This is a genomic window from Paenibacillus sp. YIM B09110 (genome assembly GCF_037167145.1).
Lineage (GTDB): Bacteria > Bacillota > Bacilli > Paenibacillales > Paenibacillaceae > Pristimantibacillus.
The window spans coordinates 23,542-41,144 of the sequence record NZ_JBANSP010000020.1 but is presented as its reverse complement, the minus strand read 5'-3'; the positions used below and the strand labels follow the sequence as shown (position 1 = coordinate 41,144).

The window sequence follows — 17,603 nt, the reverse complement described above, 5'->3', positions numbered from 1 at the left end:
CGTCAATTGAACGAGGAAACAACGAAGAAGAGCAAATGGAAGAAGGAATTAAGGGATTGGCTCATGTCTCTTGCAATTGCTATTATTGTTGCGATGTTATTCCAAAATTACGTTTATGCCCAATCTCAAGTTCATAACGTCTCGATGCAAAATACGCTTGTAGCCGGACAACGATTAATCGAGGATAAATGGTCCTATCGCTTCCATAACCCTGAGCGCGGCGATATTGTCATTATTAACGGACCGGAGAGCGAGCTTCGACTCGTGAAGCGGGTCATTGGTTTACCGGGTGATGTCATTGACATTCGTGATGGAGAAGTATACATAAACGGCGAGAGGCTTTACGAGGACTATACGAAAGGGAAGACGTTCGCAGGCATGTACGAGGTTCCGTTCACTGTCGAGCCTGGTTTTTTATTCGTTATGGGCGACAATCGCGAGCATAGCATGGACAGCCGTGAGCTGGGCCCGATTAAGTTATCTAGTATTGAAGGCAAAGCGGTATTCCGTATATGGCCTATTAACAAATTCGGCGGATTGTATGACCGCTAGAAGCGGAGATTAAGCAATGCCTTTCACCTTGTCACATCCTTTATACGCAGCACCGCTCCGCAAGCTTATGCCTTCGCTAAGTCTAACAGGACTCGTGCTCGGAAGTATGGCACCCGACATGGAATATTTTGTGGCCATGCAGCCTTATCGTTCGATTGGCCATTCCTTTATCGGTTTCCTGACCCTTGGACTTCCTCTATGCTTAGCGATTGCATGTGCTTATCATTGGATTATTGCGCCCAGGCTGCATTTGTTCATGCCGTCGATCGGCGGGATTGATAACTTTGTCCATCAGCAATTGTTGCCAAGGCGACTGGCACATCGGGCTGATTGGACTTTTTTTGATGCGTTAGCCATTCTTGTTTGGTTGTTATCTGCCGGGATCGGATTTATGTCGCATGTGTTTGTCGACAACTTTACGCATAGCGGCGGTTGGTTCGTGCTGCGGATGCCGGCGCTTCAAATGATGATTGCAGGGGAATATGCACATCACTGGCTGCAGCATTCGCTATCCGCGCTTGGGCTAGCCGTGCCGTTCTTCGTTCTATGGCAGCGCTGGCGCAAATGGCACAAAACGATATTCTTCAATCGGTCAGCAACTCCGCGGCCAAACCTTCCATTCCTTATAGGTTTGCCGTGGAAAAAAACGCTGTTGCTTGCTGCATTCGCTGCGCCTTTTCTGATGGGGAAGCTGCTGATAACGGATCAATGGTTATCCATTAGCATATGGGCCGTTGCGCCAATAACGAGTTTCCTTATAAGCTTATATTTCGTTTCGATTTTACTTGGGACAGGCTATCGGTGGAGGAAGGCTGCGGCGATATGTTTGCCTTCGATAGTCATTCTTGTCTACACCCTGCTCGATTGGAATGCGGAACGGCCGCTTTCTGGATGGATCGTGTTCATTTGGCTGCTTTCTGCCTCCATTATGGCTGGGTCGAAATTATGCTTCCAAAACAGCGTTAATATTCGTCATTAAACATTAATTGCATTAACTATAAATCACATAAATAATGAAATCCTGCTACGCTAAACGTAATAATTTTGTAAGAAATGGTTACTAGTTCGTTTAGAAATAGCCCTTATGATAAAAGATAGATTGACGCGTTAATAAATCTAATAAAGCAGTGTGAATAAGCAATAGGCAGGGCGTGTATCGATTGTCCATTCGAGTGAAGCTGTATATGTCGTACCTGGCAATGACCATTGTTCCGTTTATTCTAATGATCGCTTTCATGATGTTCGTATTTTATGCGGGAGGCATGCAGGACATCAGGCAATACATCGAGATCGAAAAGTCTGAGAAGATGAGCCAAATGCTCATCTACGGCGAGCTCTCTTATGTGATCGAGAACGATGCGGACAAGCTGAACCAGGAGAACTACCTGAGCGATCTGCAGGCGAGGTTAGGCGAGCAATGGGCGGGACTTCTCATTGCCAAGGATGGGAAGGTTATGTCGGTTCCTGCTTTCCTGCTCGAGCTGTCGCCGGAACAAGATTGGCAAGCATTATTCGATAATCCTCCCGATAAAGCGTCTCTTGGCTTATTCCGGTTCGAGACTGACGTATTCGGCTTCCAGTATCCGGACGGTAGCGAAGGAGAGATCCTGCTGCTTCGCCGTTATGATGTCGTTCCGCTCTTCTGGCGACCAGTAGGCGCAGCGATCGGCCTTGCGTTCGTCGCCCTGACCGGCTTGCTGCTGACGTACTTTGTGTCGCGAAGTATTATTAGGCCGATACATCAGCTTAAGACGGCAGCGCTGCAGATCAAAGACGGAGACTTGTCGCAGCGTCTTGTGAAGACGGGCAAAGGAGAGATCGGACAGCTGAGCACCGCTTTCGAAGCGATGCGAATACGTCTGAAGCAATCGATTGATCAAAGCTTACAGTACGAGGAGAATCGGAAGCAGCTGCTGTCTCATATCTCGCATGATCTGAAGACGCCGATCTCGGCGATCAAAGGTTATGTCGAAGGGATAATGGACGGTATAGCCAATACAGACGAGAAGCGGGAGCGGTACATGCAGACGATCTACCGCAAAGCAAGCGATATGGATCAACTGATCGACGAGCTGTTCCTGTTCTCCAAGCTGGACCTGCAGACGGTTGCTTTCGATTTCAAGGTGCTGGATATTAAGCGATATTTGGAGCATTTCCTCGAAGAGCAGCGTTTTGATTTAGAAAAGTCTGGCGTTAAGCTCACATACTCCGCGTTAGCCAAGCAATCGATTATGATAGCGGCTGATCCCGATAAGCTTAGCCGGGTGCTCACGAATATTTTGAACAATTGCGTGAAGTATATGGGGCAAGAGGGAGAAGACGGCGAGAAGAGAATCGAAGTGACCATTCAACAAGAAGAACGGTATGCGGTTATCGAGCTGGAGGACTCCGGTCCGGGAATAGATGAGGAGGATCTTCCTTATATATTCGATCGATTCTACCGTGCCGAACAGTCGCGCAATTCGGAGACGGGCGGCAGCGGTCTCGGGCTTGCCATAGTCAAACAAATAATTGAAGGGCATGGCGGCGTCGTATGGGCTGAAAATGCGATAAATGGCGGAGCTCGCTTCATCCTGAAGCTGCCGCTTGCGACAACGCCTAAAGCGGTGACTGAACATGAAGAACATACTGATCATTGAAGACGAGAAAGCTATTGCCGAGCTGGAACGCGATTACTTAGAGAGTTACGGCTACAGCGTACAGATTGAAGGCCGAGGAGACATCGGCTTGGAGAAGGCGCTGGTCGGAGAGTTCGATCTCATTATACTGGATGTTATGTTGCCGAAGCTGGACGGTTTCGAAATATGCAGACAGATCAGGCAATCACATAATATTCCCATCCTTATGGTCACTTCAAAGAAAGAAGATATCGATAAGATTAGAGGCTTGGGACTAGGAGCGGACGATTATATGACCAAGCCCTTTAGTCCGAGCGAGCTTGTAGCAAGAGTCAAAGCCCATCTTGCAAGGTACGAACGATTGACTGGTGAACGCTCGGGCGGCGAACGAGGCGAGCAAATTCGAATACGCGGTCTGATGATTGATAAGCCTTCCAGAAGAGTGACGATTCACGATAACGAATCGAGCCTGACATCGAAGGAATACGAGCTGCTGCTGCTGCTCGCTTCGCATCCGAACCGCGTATTCGAGAAGGAAGAGCTGTTCGAAAGAATTTGGGGGCTTGATTCGAACGGCGACGCAGCTACGGTTACGGTACACATTCGGAGGCTGCGCGAAAAAATTGAGCATGACCCGTCGAATCCGCAATATATCGAGACGATATGGGGCGTCGGTTATCGCTTTAAAGTGTAAATAGACAAAAAAGACTGAGGAGTGAGACGTTTTGAAGAGCATTATACGATTTTCTTTGAACAACAAGTTTGCTTTATGGATCTTGACCGCGCTAGTTATGTTCGCCGGCCTATATTCCGCATTGAACATGAAGATGGAGACGATGCCGGATATTACGATACCGATCGTAAGTGTTACAACGGTCCTACCCGGTGCAGCTCCAGAAGAAATTATGGACAAGATTACGAAGCCAATCGAGCAACGGACGAGAAACTTGAATGGAGTCGACGTCGTTAGCTCGACCTCCTATGAGAATGCGTCATCCGTTATTATTCAATACACGTTTGATACGGATATGGAGAAAGCGGAGTCGGAAGTGAAAAGTCTGCTTTCGGACTTGAACTTGCCTGAAGGTACGCAAGATCCGCAAGTATCCAGACTAAGCTTTAACGCATTCCCAGTCGTATCGCTTAGCTTGTCGGATGATAATCTGACGCTTGAACAATTGACGAAACTGGTTCAAACGAGCATTTTGCCTGAGCTGCAAGGTATCGAAGGTGTAGCCAGCACACAAATGTCCGGTCAAAACGTCTTGGAAGGCGTGCTTGCCTTCAAGCCGGAAGCACTAGCCCAATATGGTCTAACCGAAGATATGGTTAAAGGTATGATTCAGGGTTCGGCTATTAAAGCGCCGCTTGGCATATTTGAGTTCGGCGATTCGGAGAAAGCAGTAGTCGTTGACGGCAATATTGTAACGGAGGATGATCTAAAGAACCTTATCCTCATGCCTAACGTGAAGCTCAGCGATGTAGCAGACTTGAAAGTCGAAGGCAAAGCTGAATCGGTCTCTCGTACGAATGGCCAAGACGCGATCGGCATTAACATTGTGAAGGCAGCCGATTCGAATACGGTCGATGTCGTGAATAATGTGAAAGACGCAATCAAGGAGATGGAGAAGGATAATAACGGTCTTTCCATCGTAATCACCCTTGACCAAGGGAAACCGATTGAAGATTCCGTCGAAACGATGATTAGTAAGGCGCTTATTGGCGCAATCTTCGCTGTCATTATTATTCTGATCTTCCTGCGCGATATTCGCTCAACGATTATTGCTGTCGTGTCGATACCGCTGTCGATCTTGATTGCTTTGCTCATCTTGAGCCAAATGGATGTTACGCTTAACATTATGACGCTTGGCGCAATGACGGTCGCGATTGGCCGGGTTATTGACGATTCGATTGTCGTTATCGAGAACGTCTATAGAAGAATGTCATTGAAAGGCGAGAAGCTTAAAGGCAAAGAGCTGATTCTAGATGCGACGAAGGAAATGTTCGTTCCCATCTTGTCCTCCACGCTTGTTACGATTGCGGTATTCCTGCCGCTCGCTCTCGTATCCGGTGTGATCGGTGAACTCTTCATGCCGTTCGCGCTTTCCATCGTATTCGCACTGCTTGCATCCTTGCTTGTAGCGATTACAGTTGTTCCAATGCTGGCGCATATGATGTTCCGCAACGGCATTAAGCCAGGCAAAGAACATCATGAAAAACCGAGCCGCTTGGCAGAATGGTACAAAAAAATTCTAAGCATTTCCTTGAACCACAAAGCTATTACATCGGTTATTGCCATTGTTATGCTCGTAGGCAGCTTGTTCCTCGTACCTGTAATCGGCGTCAGCTTTATTGCCGGCGACGAGCAGAAGACTGCCATGATCACTTATAATCCAGCACCGGGCGAGACGCTTGAGCAAGTGACAGCGATGGCCCTTGAAGCGGAGAAGCTGTTGCTCGCTCGTGAGGAGCAAGGTCTCGAGATCGTTCAATATGCGGTAGGCGGATCCAATCCAATGAATCCTGGCGCATCGAAGCAAGCGTTGTTCAACTTGGCTTACAACGAAGATACGAAGGGATTCGTAGAAGAGAAAGAGAAGCTCGTACCGCTCTTGCAAGAGCTAGGCGGCAAAGGTGAATGGAAGCAACAGGACTTCGCCTCAGGCGGTCTTGGCGGCTCCGGATTGTCCTTGCAAGTGTACGGTCCAGACATGGAAACGATCACTCCAGTTGTTGAACAGTTGACGGCGAAGATGAAAGAAAACTCGGAATTGAAAAAAATCGACTCCAGCTTATCTGAAACTTACGAGCAATATCGGATCGTTGCCGATCAATCGAAGCTAAGCCAATATGGCTTAACTGCTGGTCAGATTGCGATGGCGCTAAGCCCTGCACGTCAGGCGCCAGTTGTTACGACGATTGAGAAAGACGGAGAAGCGGTAAACGTATATGTCAAGGTCGAACAGAAAAATTACAAAGTGAAAGCTGACCTTGAGAATGTAATGTTGAAATCGCCAATGGGTACGGAAGTTGCCCTGAAGGATGTCGTTACGATCGAAGAAGGCGTATCGCCAAATACGATTACAAGCCTCGACGACCGTATTTATGCGGAAGTTTCTGCAGAAGCGACAGGCTCGGATATTGCTGCAGCTTCGACAGAATTGCAGACGATAATTGATGAAATGGAGCTGCCTGCCGGAGTTAACGTTGAGATGGGCGGCGTAACGGAGCAAATCACCGAGTCGTTCACACAGCTCGGAATAGCGATTGTTGCAGCGATTGCTGTTGTTTATCTCATACTTGTCATTACGTTCGGCGGTGCATTAACGCCATTCGCAATCTTGTTCTCATTGCCGTTCACCATTATCGGCGCGCTTGTTGGCTTGTTCTTGGCCGGCGAAACATTGAGTGTTACATCACTAATCGGCGCATTGATGCTGATCGGTATCGTCGTCACGAACGCGATCGTACTCATCGACCGCGTTATCCATAAGCAGAAAGAAGGCTTGTCCGTCCGCGAAGCGTTGCTTGAAGCAGCGGGAACGAGACTTCGTCCGATTCTGATGACGGCAATTGCTACAATCGGCGCTTTGCTGCCGCTCGCGCTCGGATTCGAATCCGGCGGCATGATTTCCAAAGGCATGGCGGTTACAGTAATCGGCGGCTTGACTAGTTCAACGCTGCTCACGCTGATCTTCGTACCGATGGTATACGAATTGGTGAACCGTAAGAAGAAAAAACAAGTTCAAGCGTAATGGAAAGACATCGCTTGTAGCATGATCGACAAAAAAAGCTGATCCTAGCCTTTGCGGCTGTCGGATCAGCTTTTTTTGTTTGTATATGACGGCTAGGAAACCGTTAATTTTCCTACCATATCCGCGTGTCCGGAGCCGCATTGAATGGAGCAGTGGAAGTCGTAAGAGCCCGCTTTGTCGACCGTAAAGGTAGCGCTCTCGCCGTTTTTCAAGTTAACGTTGAAATCCGGAATTTCCAAGCCATGGTTGCCGGTGTCGTTCTTGAGCGTAATCGTTACTTTATCGCCTGCGTTCAACTTGACGTCCGGCGGGTCAAATTCAAAGTTGGTTGCGTTAACGGTAATCGCTTTTGCTTCGCCGCCGGCATTTCCTGCGGGAGGCGTTGTGCTGCCGTTATTATTGTTGGCGTTGTTGTTGCCGCAGCCGCTTAATGCCATTACCGCGGCTAATGCAGTGACCGTGAATGTCAATGCGAGCTTCTTCTTCATGCTGTAATCCTCCTCGAATGGTGCTGATGCTTTGGCTGATTAGCCAATTCTGTCTCCCATTAACGTTCCCAACGATACCTGCTTTTAAACGTGAAACCTCTATTAATAAGGGACTTATCATGCAACAATTTTCATAGCGCACTCGTTCGATATTACAACAAGCTGTATGGAATCCGAATCGATAAGGGGGAAGTTGTATAATGATTGAAGCATCGATGCTTCACCGCCCGATTAAGCGATCGAAGGCTAGATTATTAGCCGGAAAATGGTGGTTCACAATCAAACGATATGCGACTTGGATGTCGCCAAAGGTGAAAATGGCAAGAATTCGCTCTGAAAGCGATCTTGTCTACAATATCTTTTCTCATCGGACGCCATTATTCCGACAGCTTAAGGAAGTTGATCGATGGCTGCATACCAATAAGGCGATTAACTTAAAGCTGGCTGCGAACAAGCTCGACGGTTTAACGCTTAAGCCGGGTGAGACGTTTTCCTATTGGCGGACGATCGGCAAGCCTACACGGAGCAAAGGGTATGTGGAGGGGATGGTACTGTTTTATGGCGGTTTTAAGACAGGTGTTGGTGGCGGACTATGTCAAATGTCAAATTTGATTTACTGGATGACGCTGCATACGCCGCTGACCGTAACGGAGAGGCACCGTCACAGCTACGACGTTTTTCCCGATGTCAATCGTACACAGCCGTTCGGGAGCGGAGCAACATGCGCGTATAATTATCTAGATCTGCAAATTAAAAATACGACTGAAGCAATGTACCAATTACGGGTATGGGTAAGCGAAAACGAGCTTTTTGGCGAGTGGCGATCTGATTTGCCACATTATAATCGATACGAAGTATACGAAAAAGAACATATCATGGCATCGCAGCCATGGGGCGGTTATATTCGAAGCAATGTCATTCATCGCAAAATATATAATCGTGAGCAACAGTTGCTTAATGATGAATATATCTCATCCAACAACGCCTTAATGATGTATGCGCCGCTGCTGGATCAGCCGGTCCGTTAACGTATAGAATATGGACGGAGAGGTGAACCTATTTCTATTGTTATGGATTTTAGACAAAGGAAATAGGAAGGTGTTGTCGTACATATGCTCCGTCATATCGTTATGAAGGCGGTATTCGTACTCTTAAGCTTTACCAATTCGGATGTTATGTCCGGAGATGAAGCATCAGCGCTACATGCGGAACCCAGCTATGCGAAGTGGGGAAAGCTAGCCATGGAGGAGACCGCCAAGGCGTATCATGACGCTTCTATCATCGATTACAAATATGAAGGCAGGCACGCGATGGGCCGAGGCGAAGCCGAGGAAAGTTTCCTGCTATGGCTTAAGCAAGGCGGCCGAGAATTCGGCGTCCGCGTAACGATAAGGGTGGAAGCTGCCGCTGATAAGCTTAGAGGTGTCAGTTTGGTGGAAGTAAAGTAAAATAATTGAAACAGAATCGAACGTTTGAACGTATTAGCGATTAACAGACGACATTGCCGCAGGCGTCTATTACAAGGAAGACGAGAGGAGCAGCTTAATGTTAATCACAACAACACCGACCATAGAAGGACGTCCGATATTGGATTATACAGGTGTAGTGACCGGAGAGGCGATTATGGGAGCCAACGTCGTACGCGACTTCTTCGCATCGATAACCGATATTGTCGGCGGCCGTTCAGGGGCCTATGAGAGCAAGCTGAAGGAGGCGCGTGATGTTGCCTTCGAAGAGATGAAGATGCAAGCCTCGAGGATTGGCGCGAATGCGATTGTTGGTATCGACATCGATTATGAGGTCATTCGGGACGGCATGCTGATGGTAGCGGTCAGCGGAACGGCTGTTCGAATCTAATTGGATCAGTCATTTCATTCGTCATATAATTACAAAGAAAGCGACAATGCTGCGACCCTCGTAGAGTAGTTGTTGCTTTCTTTTTTGTGTGTTTTAGGACAGTACTTAGCCGTCTTTAGCAGAATCTATCATTTGCAACTAAATGATTCGCTTATTCGTTATGATAGAGATGTGCTGCTTAAGATGAGGGGCTTATACAAAGAGAGGAGTCAGAATGTGAACCTATTGAACAAAAGATTGATGCGATTCACGATGTTTGTTGTCGTATGCGGCTTGCTTGCCGCAATGGCTTTGCAGACAGGAAGTACAGCAATTGCTGCGCCTCAGACTGAGGGAATAGCGATTCAGACAAGTGTTGGTTATCAAGGAACGGTGAATCAAAACGAATGGTATCCGGTACGATTCAAGTTGATCAACCAGACGGGAGAGGACGTAAAGGGCGAGCTCGTCCTGACCGCGGTATCGTCGATGAGCAATACGTCTGTTGACTATGTAGCGTCAGCTGAACTTCCTATGAATACGGAGGTAGAGCTGACGATACCCGTTCCGGGTGATTCGCTTTCGAAAAATACGAGCAAAATTCGGTTTTTCAATAACTCAATAAAAGATGGTAAAACCATTCCGATAATCGGTAACGATTACATAGAAACAAGAGTAAGTTCAAGCTATACGATCGGTGTCATTTCGCGTGATCCCGATACGCTTAATTTCATGCCTTCGCTCAATCAGCGCGGCTACGATATTACCGTCATTCCGATCGTGGAGGACGAGTTGCCGCGGGAAGGTATTTTGCTAGAGACCTTAAATACGATCGTTATTAATGATATGGCAACAAGCAATTGGAAGCCGGAACAAGTGAACGCTATTAAAGACTGGGTCATTCAAGGCGGCACACTCGTATTGTCCGGCGGTGCCGGCTACAGCAAAACATCGCAAGCGTTCCAGGAGATTGCACCGGTTACTGCCGGCGGTACAACCGAACTAACGAGTACAACAGCGTTAACCTCGTATAGCGGAACAGCACTCGAGAACGCCGATTCGATTACGGTTTCTACGGGACAATTAAACGAGGCGCAGTCACTGCTTGAAGAGAACGGCACAGAGCTTGCTGCATCTCGCAAGGTCGGACTAGGCACAGTCATCTATGTGGCCTTTGATCCTTCGCTTGCCCCGCTTGCGACATGGGCGGGAAGCGCATCTCTATGGTCGAAGCTGCTGCAAGGTTCGTTATCGCCGCTTACGCAAGGGATGGTCAACGTATCCGATAATATGTTCTGGGAGTACAGCAATCTAATCGATCAGTTTCCTTCCGTTAAAGCGCCTGAGTTCCTATTATTGCTCGTCATGTTCGTTATTTATATGATTATCGTTGCACCGGTACTTTATATCATCTTAGCGAAGTCGGACCGCAGAGAATGGGCATGGTGGCTCATTCCTTCCGTATCCATAGTCACAGGCGTCATCATCTTCTATTTCGGCGCTGCCGATAAGCGGGAGATGAATGCTCATACGATTGAGATTGTAGAGCTGACCGGTCAAGGCGATGCGGTCAAGTCGGGAGCGACGGGGATTTTTGTGCCGAACGGCGGTAATATGAAGCTTGCCTACGACGAGGAACGGCATATGATCCCATATCCTTCAGACAATCAAACCAGTATGGGCGGCAATCTTGCATTGAACAACAATACTCAGCTTCAGATTGCGGAAGGTTCGTCATCTGTTCTGTGGCGCTCTGTTCCCTATTGGTCGACGCGCAAAACGTTGCTTGATAAGCAGACGATTCGAAACGAAGCCGGGCAGCTGGAGCTTGCTTATTCCAATACGAACGGAAGAGTTGAAGTCAAAGTTACTAACAAAACGGCTTCGGATCTGACGAGCGTCTCTTTAATAATGAATGGCAGCGTCCAGCGGATTGGAGACTTGAAAATTGGCGAGAGCGGTACCGTTGCACTGCCTAGTACAGCGAATAGCCAGCTCGGCTATTATCCATACGGCGATATGGTATTCCCTGTCACATCCGGTTATAATGGCACCGACATCGAGTATTCCCGCGAGCGCGAGCTCGTCAATATGTACATGAATCGCAACAATAGCGGACTTGCGATGGGTTCGCCGCTAATTGTAGGCTTCAGTATCGACCATGATCCGCACTATAAGGTGAATGGCGATAAAGTGAAGGCCGATAATTTGACCATGTGGGTGCAGCAGCTTGGCGAGGTGACGCTTGCGGGCAACCGGATCCAAGTGCCTGTTGGTATTATTCAGCCTATCATTACCGATAATGGCTTGCAGCGTATGGATCACTATGGCAACGGAATGATAGGTGTCGGAAGCGGCGAGCTCCAATTCGAATACACCGTTCCCAATGCAAAAGGGGTTAAATACGATAAGCTCGAAATTAGTTACAACTCGCAATACGCATCTGCTAATGGTGTATGGAGCATATGGAATGAAGTCAGCCAGCAATGGGAGGATGCTACAATGCTTGCTTCCGATGTAGCTGAATACATGGTAAACGAGCAGTCGATTCGTATGAAGCTGACCGTCACATCGGACATGGAGACGGCACTGCCGCAAATCGCATTGGAAGGAGTGACGATTTCCAAATGACTACGAGTAATAGAGTAGATAACCATGCAATCGACGATAACGCGGCTGCTGTTCCGATGATAGAAATTAAGCAGCTGGCTAAGCATTTCGGAAATTTTCATGCCCTTAAAGGAATAGATCTAACGATTGCCAAAGGAACCGTATTCGGGTTCGTGGGGCCGAATGGCGCAGGCAAGTCAACGACGATGTCGATCTTAGCTACGCTAATGGCTCCGACGTCGGGATATGCGAAGGTTGACGGCATCGACGTGACGAAGCACCCGCACGAGGTGCGTAAGCGCATCGGCTATATGCCGGATTTCTTCGGCGTATACGATCAATTCAAGACCGTAGAATATTTGCATTTCTACGGCGCGAGTTACGGCATTCCGAAGGCGGAGCGGGAGCAATTGATTCCGCAACTGCTGGAGCTTGTTAATCTAAGCGATAAGAAGGATGCCTACGTCGATACGCTGTCACGCGGCATGAAGCAGCGTCTCTGCCTGGCGCGCTGCCTTGTTCATGATCCGGAGCTGCTCATTCTTGACGAGCCGGCATCGGGGCTTGATCCGCGTGCCCGCATCGAGATGCGCGAAATACTGCGAGAGCTCAAGTCAATGGGGAAAACGATCATTATTTCTTCGCATATATTGCCGGAGCTAGCGGAAATGGTCGATGAGATCGGCGTTATCGAGCATGGGCAGATGATCGCGCAAGGCAATGTCGCCGACATTCAAAATCGGCTGCGCGTCAAACGGTTTCTTCATATCCGGTTGCTTGAACGCGAGGACGAAGCGGAAGCTTTCCTGCGCGATCGTCCGCATGTGAACCGATTGCTGCGCGATGAACGGGGCATACAGGTGCATTTCGGCGGACAGGACGAGGAGCAGTCGGGTCTTCTGCATGATTTAGTTCATGCTGGATTTAAGCTTGTCTCCTATAGTGAAGCACAGACAAATTTGGAGGATGTGTTTCTCGAAATTACGAAAGGAGGCGACGGCGACCAATGAGAGAGCAAACGGCAGGAAAAAGCGGATTAAGCTGGCGGGCTAAACTCATTAATCCGGTGCTGAACAAGGAGTTCCGGCTTCGGATGCGAACGCCGCGTTCGATGTGGACGTTGTTTTTCTATTTGTTCGCGATCGGCTTAATGGCGCTTAGCGCGATCTATTTGACGCAGGTCATATCGGGCAGCGGGCGCTCGTTCGACCCTGAAGCGAGCAAAGTTTTGTTCTACTTCTTAAGTATGGCGCAGCTTGGACTTATAGCATTCATGGCGCCGGGCCTGACAGCAGGTGTCGTTAGCGGAGAACGGGAGAAGCAGACGCTTAATCTGCTGCTGACGACGCAGCAAAGCTCGACGACGATTATTTTGAGCAAGCTCGTGTCGTCGCTAAGCTTCATGGTGCTCATCGTTATAAGCACGATACCGATATACAGCATGGTTTTCCTATATGGCGGCATATCGCCGAAGCAATTGCTGCTTGTGTTTTTGTTTTATATTTTCATGATGCTTGTACTGGGCTCGTTCGGCATTATGTTCTCGACGCTATTCAAGCGAACGATGATTTCGGTCATTGTGACGTACGGCATAACGTTGTTTATGTTCGCGGGCACGGCGTTGTTGTTCTTCGTCATGGTAGGAGTGACGGAAGGATTCTCTCAGAACGGTTCCCAAACTTGGGTCGGACATATTATAGCCTGGAATCCTGCAGCTGCGCTGTACAGCATATTGGATCCGGAAATATCGCAGCAGGTATACAACTACGGAAGCTACAGCGGTGTAGCGCCTAAGAAACCATGGCTCACACTATGGCAGGAGTTTATCCTTATTTATTCGATTCTGTCCGCTCTAGCGTTATGGACAGCGATTGGGAAACTTCGGCCGAGATTGAAACGCTAATCATGATCGATAGATATGGAATCCTAGAAGGTATTTAACTACATTAATGATGAACAATAACTTGAAAATAGGAGGGGCGGATATGAAGGGAAATGTGCTGTTAGAGCTGTTAAGGCCGGTTAGGCGAAGGCTGACGACATTCATCGTTATCCGCTACTCGCTGCTTGGCTTATTAAACGGTAGCTTCGCAGGTTTACTGTTCCTGATTGCAAGCCGAATTTGGCCAATTCTTCATGTGCGCGCCTATGTTGTCGCTGCAGTTGGGCTTGGCCTATGCGTTGGCTTAGTTATCGGCTTGTGGAAGCGCGCTTCCACAAGAGAGGCGGCGCGTACGATGGATAAGTCGGGCACAGAGGACGCGATTCGTACGGCGCTCGATGGACTCGAGCGCCCGGAAGGTGAAGTGCAGCCGATTGTGCGGCTGCAGAGGGAAGAGGCAACCGCAGCGGCGCAGCGTTATGTCGGCGAGCTGCATACGCGGTTGCCTTGGCCTTCTTGGAGCAGATGGCGCAAGCCGGTGTATGGGGTGGCAGCCGTCTGGTTCGTGACGGCTGCTTTGCTATTATGGCCCAATCCGCAGGATGATCGGGCACAGGCGCTGGCGCAAGCGAGAGATCAGCTTGCGCAATTGGAGCGCGAGGCGGAGAAGCTCGCCGCGCAGGCCGAGGAAGCTTCGCTGCCTGAGGCGGCGAAGCAGGAGCTGTTGCAGCCGCTCGAGCAGTTGCGAAGCAAGCTGGACGCGTTAAGCGGCGATCCGCTTGCGGCGCTCGAGCAGCTCGAGGCTGCGATGCGCGAGCTGCAAAAAGCCGCCGACCTTGCGAAGCAGGCGGCTTCGCTGCTGGAGGCTGCCGCGAGCGAGATGAGCGGCGACAGCAACTTGCGGCAATTGGCTGAAGCGATGCAGGACCGCGATGCGGAGGGCGTGAGCAAGGCGATCGACAGCTTGCGTTCGGAGATGCAGAGGTTAACGGATGAGCAGCGTGAAGCAATCGCGCAACTGATGGAGAAGCTCGCTGCCGAGCAGCCGAATAAGGAGGGCGAAGGCAGCGAGGGTCTGGCATCGGCGCTGAAGAAAGCGGCGGAGCAGGCACGCGAAGGCGGCGAGTCAGCAGGTGAGAAGGATGGATTAAGCGAACTTGAACAAGCGCTTAAGGAACAATTGTCACAGGAGCAGTTGGAGCAATTGGCAAGATCAATGGCGGAGCAGCTTGGGCAAGAGGGCGAAGCGCTGGCCAGCCAAGCAGCTGCCGCTGGAGCTAATGTGCCTTCCGCATGGGCGGGGGGAGCGGCAGGCGGCGGCGGCGCTTCCGGCGAGCAAAGTCCATCAGGCGGAGTTTCTGGCGGACCATCGTCAGGCCAAGGCAACGGGTCGAATCCAAGCGGCGGCTCTAGCGCTTCACCGAGCTCGGGACAAGGAGAAGGATCAGGAGCCGGGTCCGGGCAAGGAAACGGCTCGGGGGCTGGTTCTGGGCAAGGAAGCGGGTCAGGCTCCGGATCCGGAACGGGTCAAGGAAACGGCTCGGGTTCGGGTCAAGGCTCTGGTTCCGGCTCCGGTCAAGGAAACGGGGCAGGTGTCGGAACGGGTGGACGAACGCTCATCACGACGCCGCGCAATATGGCCGGCTCTGGCAATACGCAGCAGGACGGGGGACCGTCTACAGGCGGTCAGACGGAAACCGGCGGCAAGTCGCCGATGATTGACGGAATGACGCGTCCTTACGAGGAAGTGTACAACGAATACGCAGCAGAGGCGAAGGAGTCGCTAGGCAGATCGCAGCTTCCGGCGAGCATGCAGGATAAGGTGAAGCAATATTTTGAACAAATTCAACCGAACCGATAATAGGAGGCTTATATGATAGAGTCGAAATCGCAATTGGATGAGGCAGCCTCGCGAATCTCCCAGCTGAGAGAAGAGATTGGAAGAGTGATCGTCGGCCAGCAAAATGTAGTCGAGCAGCTGCTTTGGTGCTTGCTGGCAGGCGGACATGCGCTGCTTGAAGGCATTCCAGGACTCGGTAAGACGATGCTAGTAAGAACGGTAGCTGACTGCGTATCGCTGCAGTTTTCGCGAATCCAGTTCACGCCCGATCTGATGCCCTCGGATATTACAGGAACGACATTAATCGATTTCTCTGCGCAAGGAGCAGCTGTACAGCGGTTTCAGCCGGGGCCATTGTTCGGCAATCTGGTGCTGGCCGATGAGATCAATCGCGCAACGCCGAAGACGCAGAGCGCGCTGCTCGAAGCGATGCAGGAGGGAACGGTGACGGCCGGCGGCGAAACTCATGTGCTGCCTAAACCGTTTTTCGTGCTTGCAACGCAAAATCCGATCGAGCAGGAAGGCACCTATCCGTTGCCGGAAGCGCAGCTTGACCGCTTTCTGCTGAAGATCGGCGTGGACTATCCGAGCAGGGAAGAATTGAAGCAGATTGTGCTGCGCACGTCATCAGTGGAGCAGCCTAAGGCGTCCGTCGTCATGGACGGTGGATCGTTGTCTGCCATTCAGCTTATGGCGAAGCAAATATTGCTTGCAGACGAGCTGCTCGATGCAGCCGTGAAGATGATTATGATGACACATCCGGGCGAGGCGGATGCGCCTGACGATGTTAAACGGTATGTCCGTTTCGGAGCCGGACCGCGGGCGCTTCAAGCGATCGTAGGGGTAAGCAAGGTCCGGGCATTATGCGCCGGGCGATTGCATGTTAGCTGGAACGATATCCGCGAAACGGCATTTCCTGTTCTAAGACATCGCATTGTGCTTGGCTACGAAGCGCAGGCAATGGGGCTTTCCAGCGATCGCATGACCGAGGCGATCTTACAATCGATCGAGGCAGAGCGATGAGTGAAGCTCACAATCATTCACCGATACAAAAGCTAAACGCTGAAGAAGCTTTGAGGCTGCTATTCCCGGATATGTCGTTGCTAGGGCGTATTGAGCAACTGCGGATTGCTTCCCGAAGCAAAGTGAAGGGGACGTTGGCAGGCAAGCAAAGATCGGTTTCCTTAGGCGGGTCTCAGGAGTTCGCCGACTATCGGCCCTATGCGCCAGGTGATGATATTAGACGAATCGATTGGAGTGTCTATGGCAGGACAAGGCGAGCGTATGTCCGTCAATATTGGGACGAGCAAGAATTAATCGTCCATATGTATGTCGATGTTTCGCGTTCGATGTCGTTCGGCGCGCAGGAAACGAACAAGCTGCAGTACGCTTTAAGGCTCGCGGCGAGCGTAGGTTATGCCGCGCTATGCGGCGATGATCGAGTAGCTATGAAGCTGTTCGCTGACCGCATCGTGCAGGAGCTTCCGCCCGTGCACGGCAGAGCCTCATCGCCAAAATGGTTCCAGTTCATTGCGGACGCAACGCGTAGCATCGATTACGGGCAATCATCCGAGAGCGATTTGTCTGCTCTTGATCTTTCTGCGGTGTTTCAGGCGCCTGGAGTACTTCCACGCCGAAGCGGCGTATCCTGGCTATTGACCGATGCGATGTTCGAAGAAGGAATCGAAGCGGCGATCGTATCGCTTCAAGCGGCGAAGCAGCAGGTTGTTCTATGCCATCTGTTATCGCCTGCCGAGCTGGACCCGGAGCTAAGCGGAGAGCTTAAGCTCATAGACAGCGAGCTCAAGACAGGCAAAGATATAGCGGTCGGTCACAGGCTTCTCTCCGACTATCGCAAAGCTGTATCGGAATACATAGAGCAATTGAAGTACCTTTGCGCCGAACGGGGAGTAATCTATGTATTCGTAAATACAGGTATTTCACTCAATGACACGATCCATCATATTTTGCTGCCTGAACAGACACTAGCGGGCAAGTCTTAATTAATCTTAAGCCCGTGCA

Annotated in this window: 15 protein-coding genes; 14 read left to right on the top strand and 1 reads right to left on the bottom strand. The window is 50.1% G+C overall.

What is annotated here, in order from left to right; translation table 11 throughout:
* Positions 1-6: 6 nt before the first annotated feature.
* The 5 genes from lepB to V8F51_RS23630 all read left to right on the top strand — a co-directional run bounded on the left by lepB (position 7) and on the right by V8F51_RS23630 (position 6,925).
* Entirely contained in the window at positions 7-552 is a 546-nt protein-coding gene (lepB, locus tag V8F51_RS23650; protein ID WP_337102971.1) for a signal peptidase I, read from the top strand.
* Positions 553-568: 16 nt separating this feature from the next.
* A complete protein-coding gene (locus tag V8F51_RS23645) occupies positions 569-1,531 on the top strand; it encodes a DUF4184 family protein (RefSeq protein WP_337102970.1) in 963 nt (320 codons plus the stop codon).
* A 220-nt stretch (positions 1,532-1,751) separates the two neighbouring features.
* Entirely contained in the window at positions 1,752-3,191 is a 1,440-nt protein-coding gene (locus tag V8F51_RS23640; protein WP_337102969.1) for a sensor histidine kinase, read from the top strand.
* Complete coding sequence (locus V8F51_RS23635) at positions 3,169-3,864, top strand: response regulator transcription factor (RefSeq protein WP_337102968.1); 696 nt, start codon at positions 3,169-3,171, stop codon at positions 3,862-3,864. Before V8F51_RS23640 ends, V8F51_RS23635 begins: the two co-directional genes overlap by 23 nt.
* A 31-nt stretch (positions 3,865-3,895) precedes the next feature.
* Positions 3,896-6,925 carry an efflux RND transporter permease subunit gene (locus tag V8F51_RS23630; protein WP_337102967.1) on the top strand — a complete coding sequence of 1,010 codons (3,030 nt, stop codon included), beginning with the start codon at positions 3,896-3,898 and terminating at the stop codon, positions 6,923-6,925.
* Positions 6,926-7,017: 92 nt separating this feature from the next.
* Here the strand turns inward: V8F51_RS23630 and V8F51_RS23625 are convergent, their stop codons facing one another.
* Positions 7,018-7,413, bottom strand: coding sequence for a cupredoxin domain-containing protein (locus V8F51_RS23625; RefSeq protein ID WP_337102966.1), 396 nt, complete (start codon positions 7,411-7,413; stop codon positions 7,018-7,020).
* Between the two features lie 200 nt (positions 7,414-7,613).
* Here V8F51_RS23625 and V8F51_RS23620 point away from each other — a divergent pair, with 200 nt between their 5' ends.
* The 9 genes from V8F51_RS23620 to V8F51_RS23580 all read left to right on the top strand — a co-directional run bounded on the left by V8F51_RS23620 (position 7,614) and on the right by V8F51_RS23580 (position 17,584).
* A complete protein-coding gene (locus V8F51_RS23620; RefSeq protein WP_337102965.1) occupies positions 7,614-8,441 on the top strand; it encodes a VanW family protein in 828 nt (275 codons plus the stop codon).
* Positions 8,442-8,525: 84 nt separating this feature from the next.
* Positions 8,526-8,861, top strand: a complete 336-nt coding sequence (locus V8F51_RS23615; RefSeq protein WP_337102964.1) for a DUF3889 domain-containing protein — start codon at positions 8,526-8,528, stop codon at positions 8,859-8,861.
* 97 nt (positions 8,862-8,958) lie between these two features.
* Positions 8,959-9,270 (top strand): heavy metal-binding domain-containing protein, encoded by a 312-nt coding sequence (locus V8F51_RS23610; protein ID WP_337102963.1) that lies wholly within the window; start codon positions 8,959-8,961, stop codon positions 9,268-9,270.
* 132 nt (positions 9,271-9,402) lie between these two features.
* Positions 9,403-11,880: a DUF4350 domain-containing protein gene (locus tag V8F51_RS23605; protein ID WP_337102962.1), complete on the top strand. Its 2,478-nt coding sequence runs from the start codon at positions 9,403-9,405 to the stop codon at positions 11,878-11,880.
* A gap of 56 nt (positions 11,881-11,936) precedes the next feature.
* Positions 11,937-12,869 carry an ABC transporter ATP-binding protein gene (locus V8F51_RS23600; protein WP_337103026.1) on the top strand — a complete coding sequence of 311 codons (933 nt, stop codon included), beginning with the start codon at positions 11,937-11,939 and terminating at the stop codon, positions 12,867-12,869.
* Complete coding sequence (locus V8F51_RS23595; protein WP_337102961.1) at positions 12,866-13,762, top strand: ABC transporter permease; 897 nt, start codon at positions 12,866-12,868, stop codon at positions 13,760-13,762. Before V8F51_RS23600 ends, V8F51_RS23595 begins: the two co-directional genes overlap by 4 nt.
* Before the next feature lie 82 nt (positions 13,763-13,844).
* Positions 13,845-15,602: a hypothetical protein gene (locus V8F51_RS23590; RefSeq protein ID WP_337102960.1), complete on the top strand. Its 1,758-nt coding sequence runs from the start codon at positions 13,845-13,847 to the stop codon at positions 15,600-15,602.
* 12 nt (positions 15,603-15,614) lie between these two features.
* A complete protein-coding gene (locus V8F51_RS23585) occupies positions 15,615-16,604 on the top strand; it encodes an AAA family ATPase (protein WP_337102959.1) in 990 nt (329 codons plus the stop codon).
* Positions 16,601-17,584, top strand: coding sequence for a DUF58 domain-containing protein (locus V8F51_RS23580; RefSeq protein ID WP_337102958.1), 984 nt, complete (start codon positions 16,601-16,603; stop codon positions 17,582-17,584). The genes V8F51_RS23585 and V8F51_RS23580 overlap by 4 nt, the downstream gene beginning before the upstream one ends.
* Positions 17,585-17,603: the final 19 nt, after the last annotated feature.

Bases quoted from the DNA above. Each gene is read 5' to 3' on its own strand.
- V8F51_RS23590 (WP_337102960.1), top strand. From the start codon at position 13,845: ATGAAGGGAAATGTGCTGTTAGAGCTGTTAAGGCCGGTTAGGCGAAGG.
- V8F51_RS23615 (WP_337102964.1), top strand. From the start codon at position 8,526: ATGCTCCGTCATATCGTTATGAAGGCGGTATTCGTACTCTTAAGCTTT.
- V8F51_RS23585 (WP_337102959.1), top strand. From the start codon at position 15,615: ATGATAGAGTCGAAATCGCAATTGGATGAGGCAGCCTCGCGAATCTCC.
- V8F51_RS23610 (WP_337102963.1), top strand. From the start codon at position 8,959: ATGTTAATCACAACAACACCGACCATAGAAGGACGTCCGATATTGGAT.
- V8F51_RS23580 (WP_337102958.1), top strand. From the start codon at position 16,601: ATGAGTGAAGCTCACAATCATTCACCGATACAAAAGCTAAACGCTGAA.
- V8F51_RS23600 (WP_337103026.1), top strand. From the start codon at position 11,937: ATGATAGAAATTAAGCAGCTGGCTAAGCATTTCGGAAATTTTCATGCC.
- V8F51_RS23640 (WP_337102969.1), top strand. From the start codon at position 1,752: ATGACCATTGTTCCGTTTATTCTAATGATCGCTTTCATGATGTTCGTA.
- V8F51_RS23645 (WP_337102970.1), top strand. From the start codon at position 569: ATGCCTTTCACCTTGTCACATCCTTTATACGCAGCACCGCTCCGCAAG.
- V8F51_RS23625 (WP_337102966.1), bottom strand. From the start codon at position 7,413: ATGAAGAAGAAGCTCGCATTGACATTCACGGTCACTGCATTAGCCGCG.
- V8F51_RS23635 (WP_337102968.1), top strand. From the start codon at position 3,169: ATGAAGAACATACTGATCATTGAAGACGAGAAAGCTATTGCCGAGCTG.
- V8F51_RS23620 (WP_337102965.1), top strand. From the start codon at position 7,614: ATGATTGAAGCATCGATGCTTCACCGCCCGATTAAGCGATCGAAGGCT.
- V8F51_RS23595 (WP_337102961.1), top strand. From the start codon at position 12,866: ATGAGAGAGCAAACGGCAGGAAAAAGCGGATTAAGCTGGCGGGCTAAA.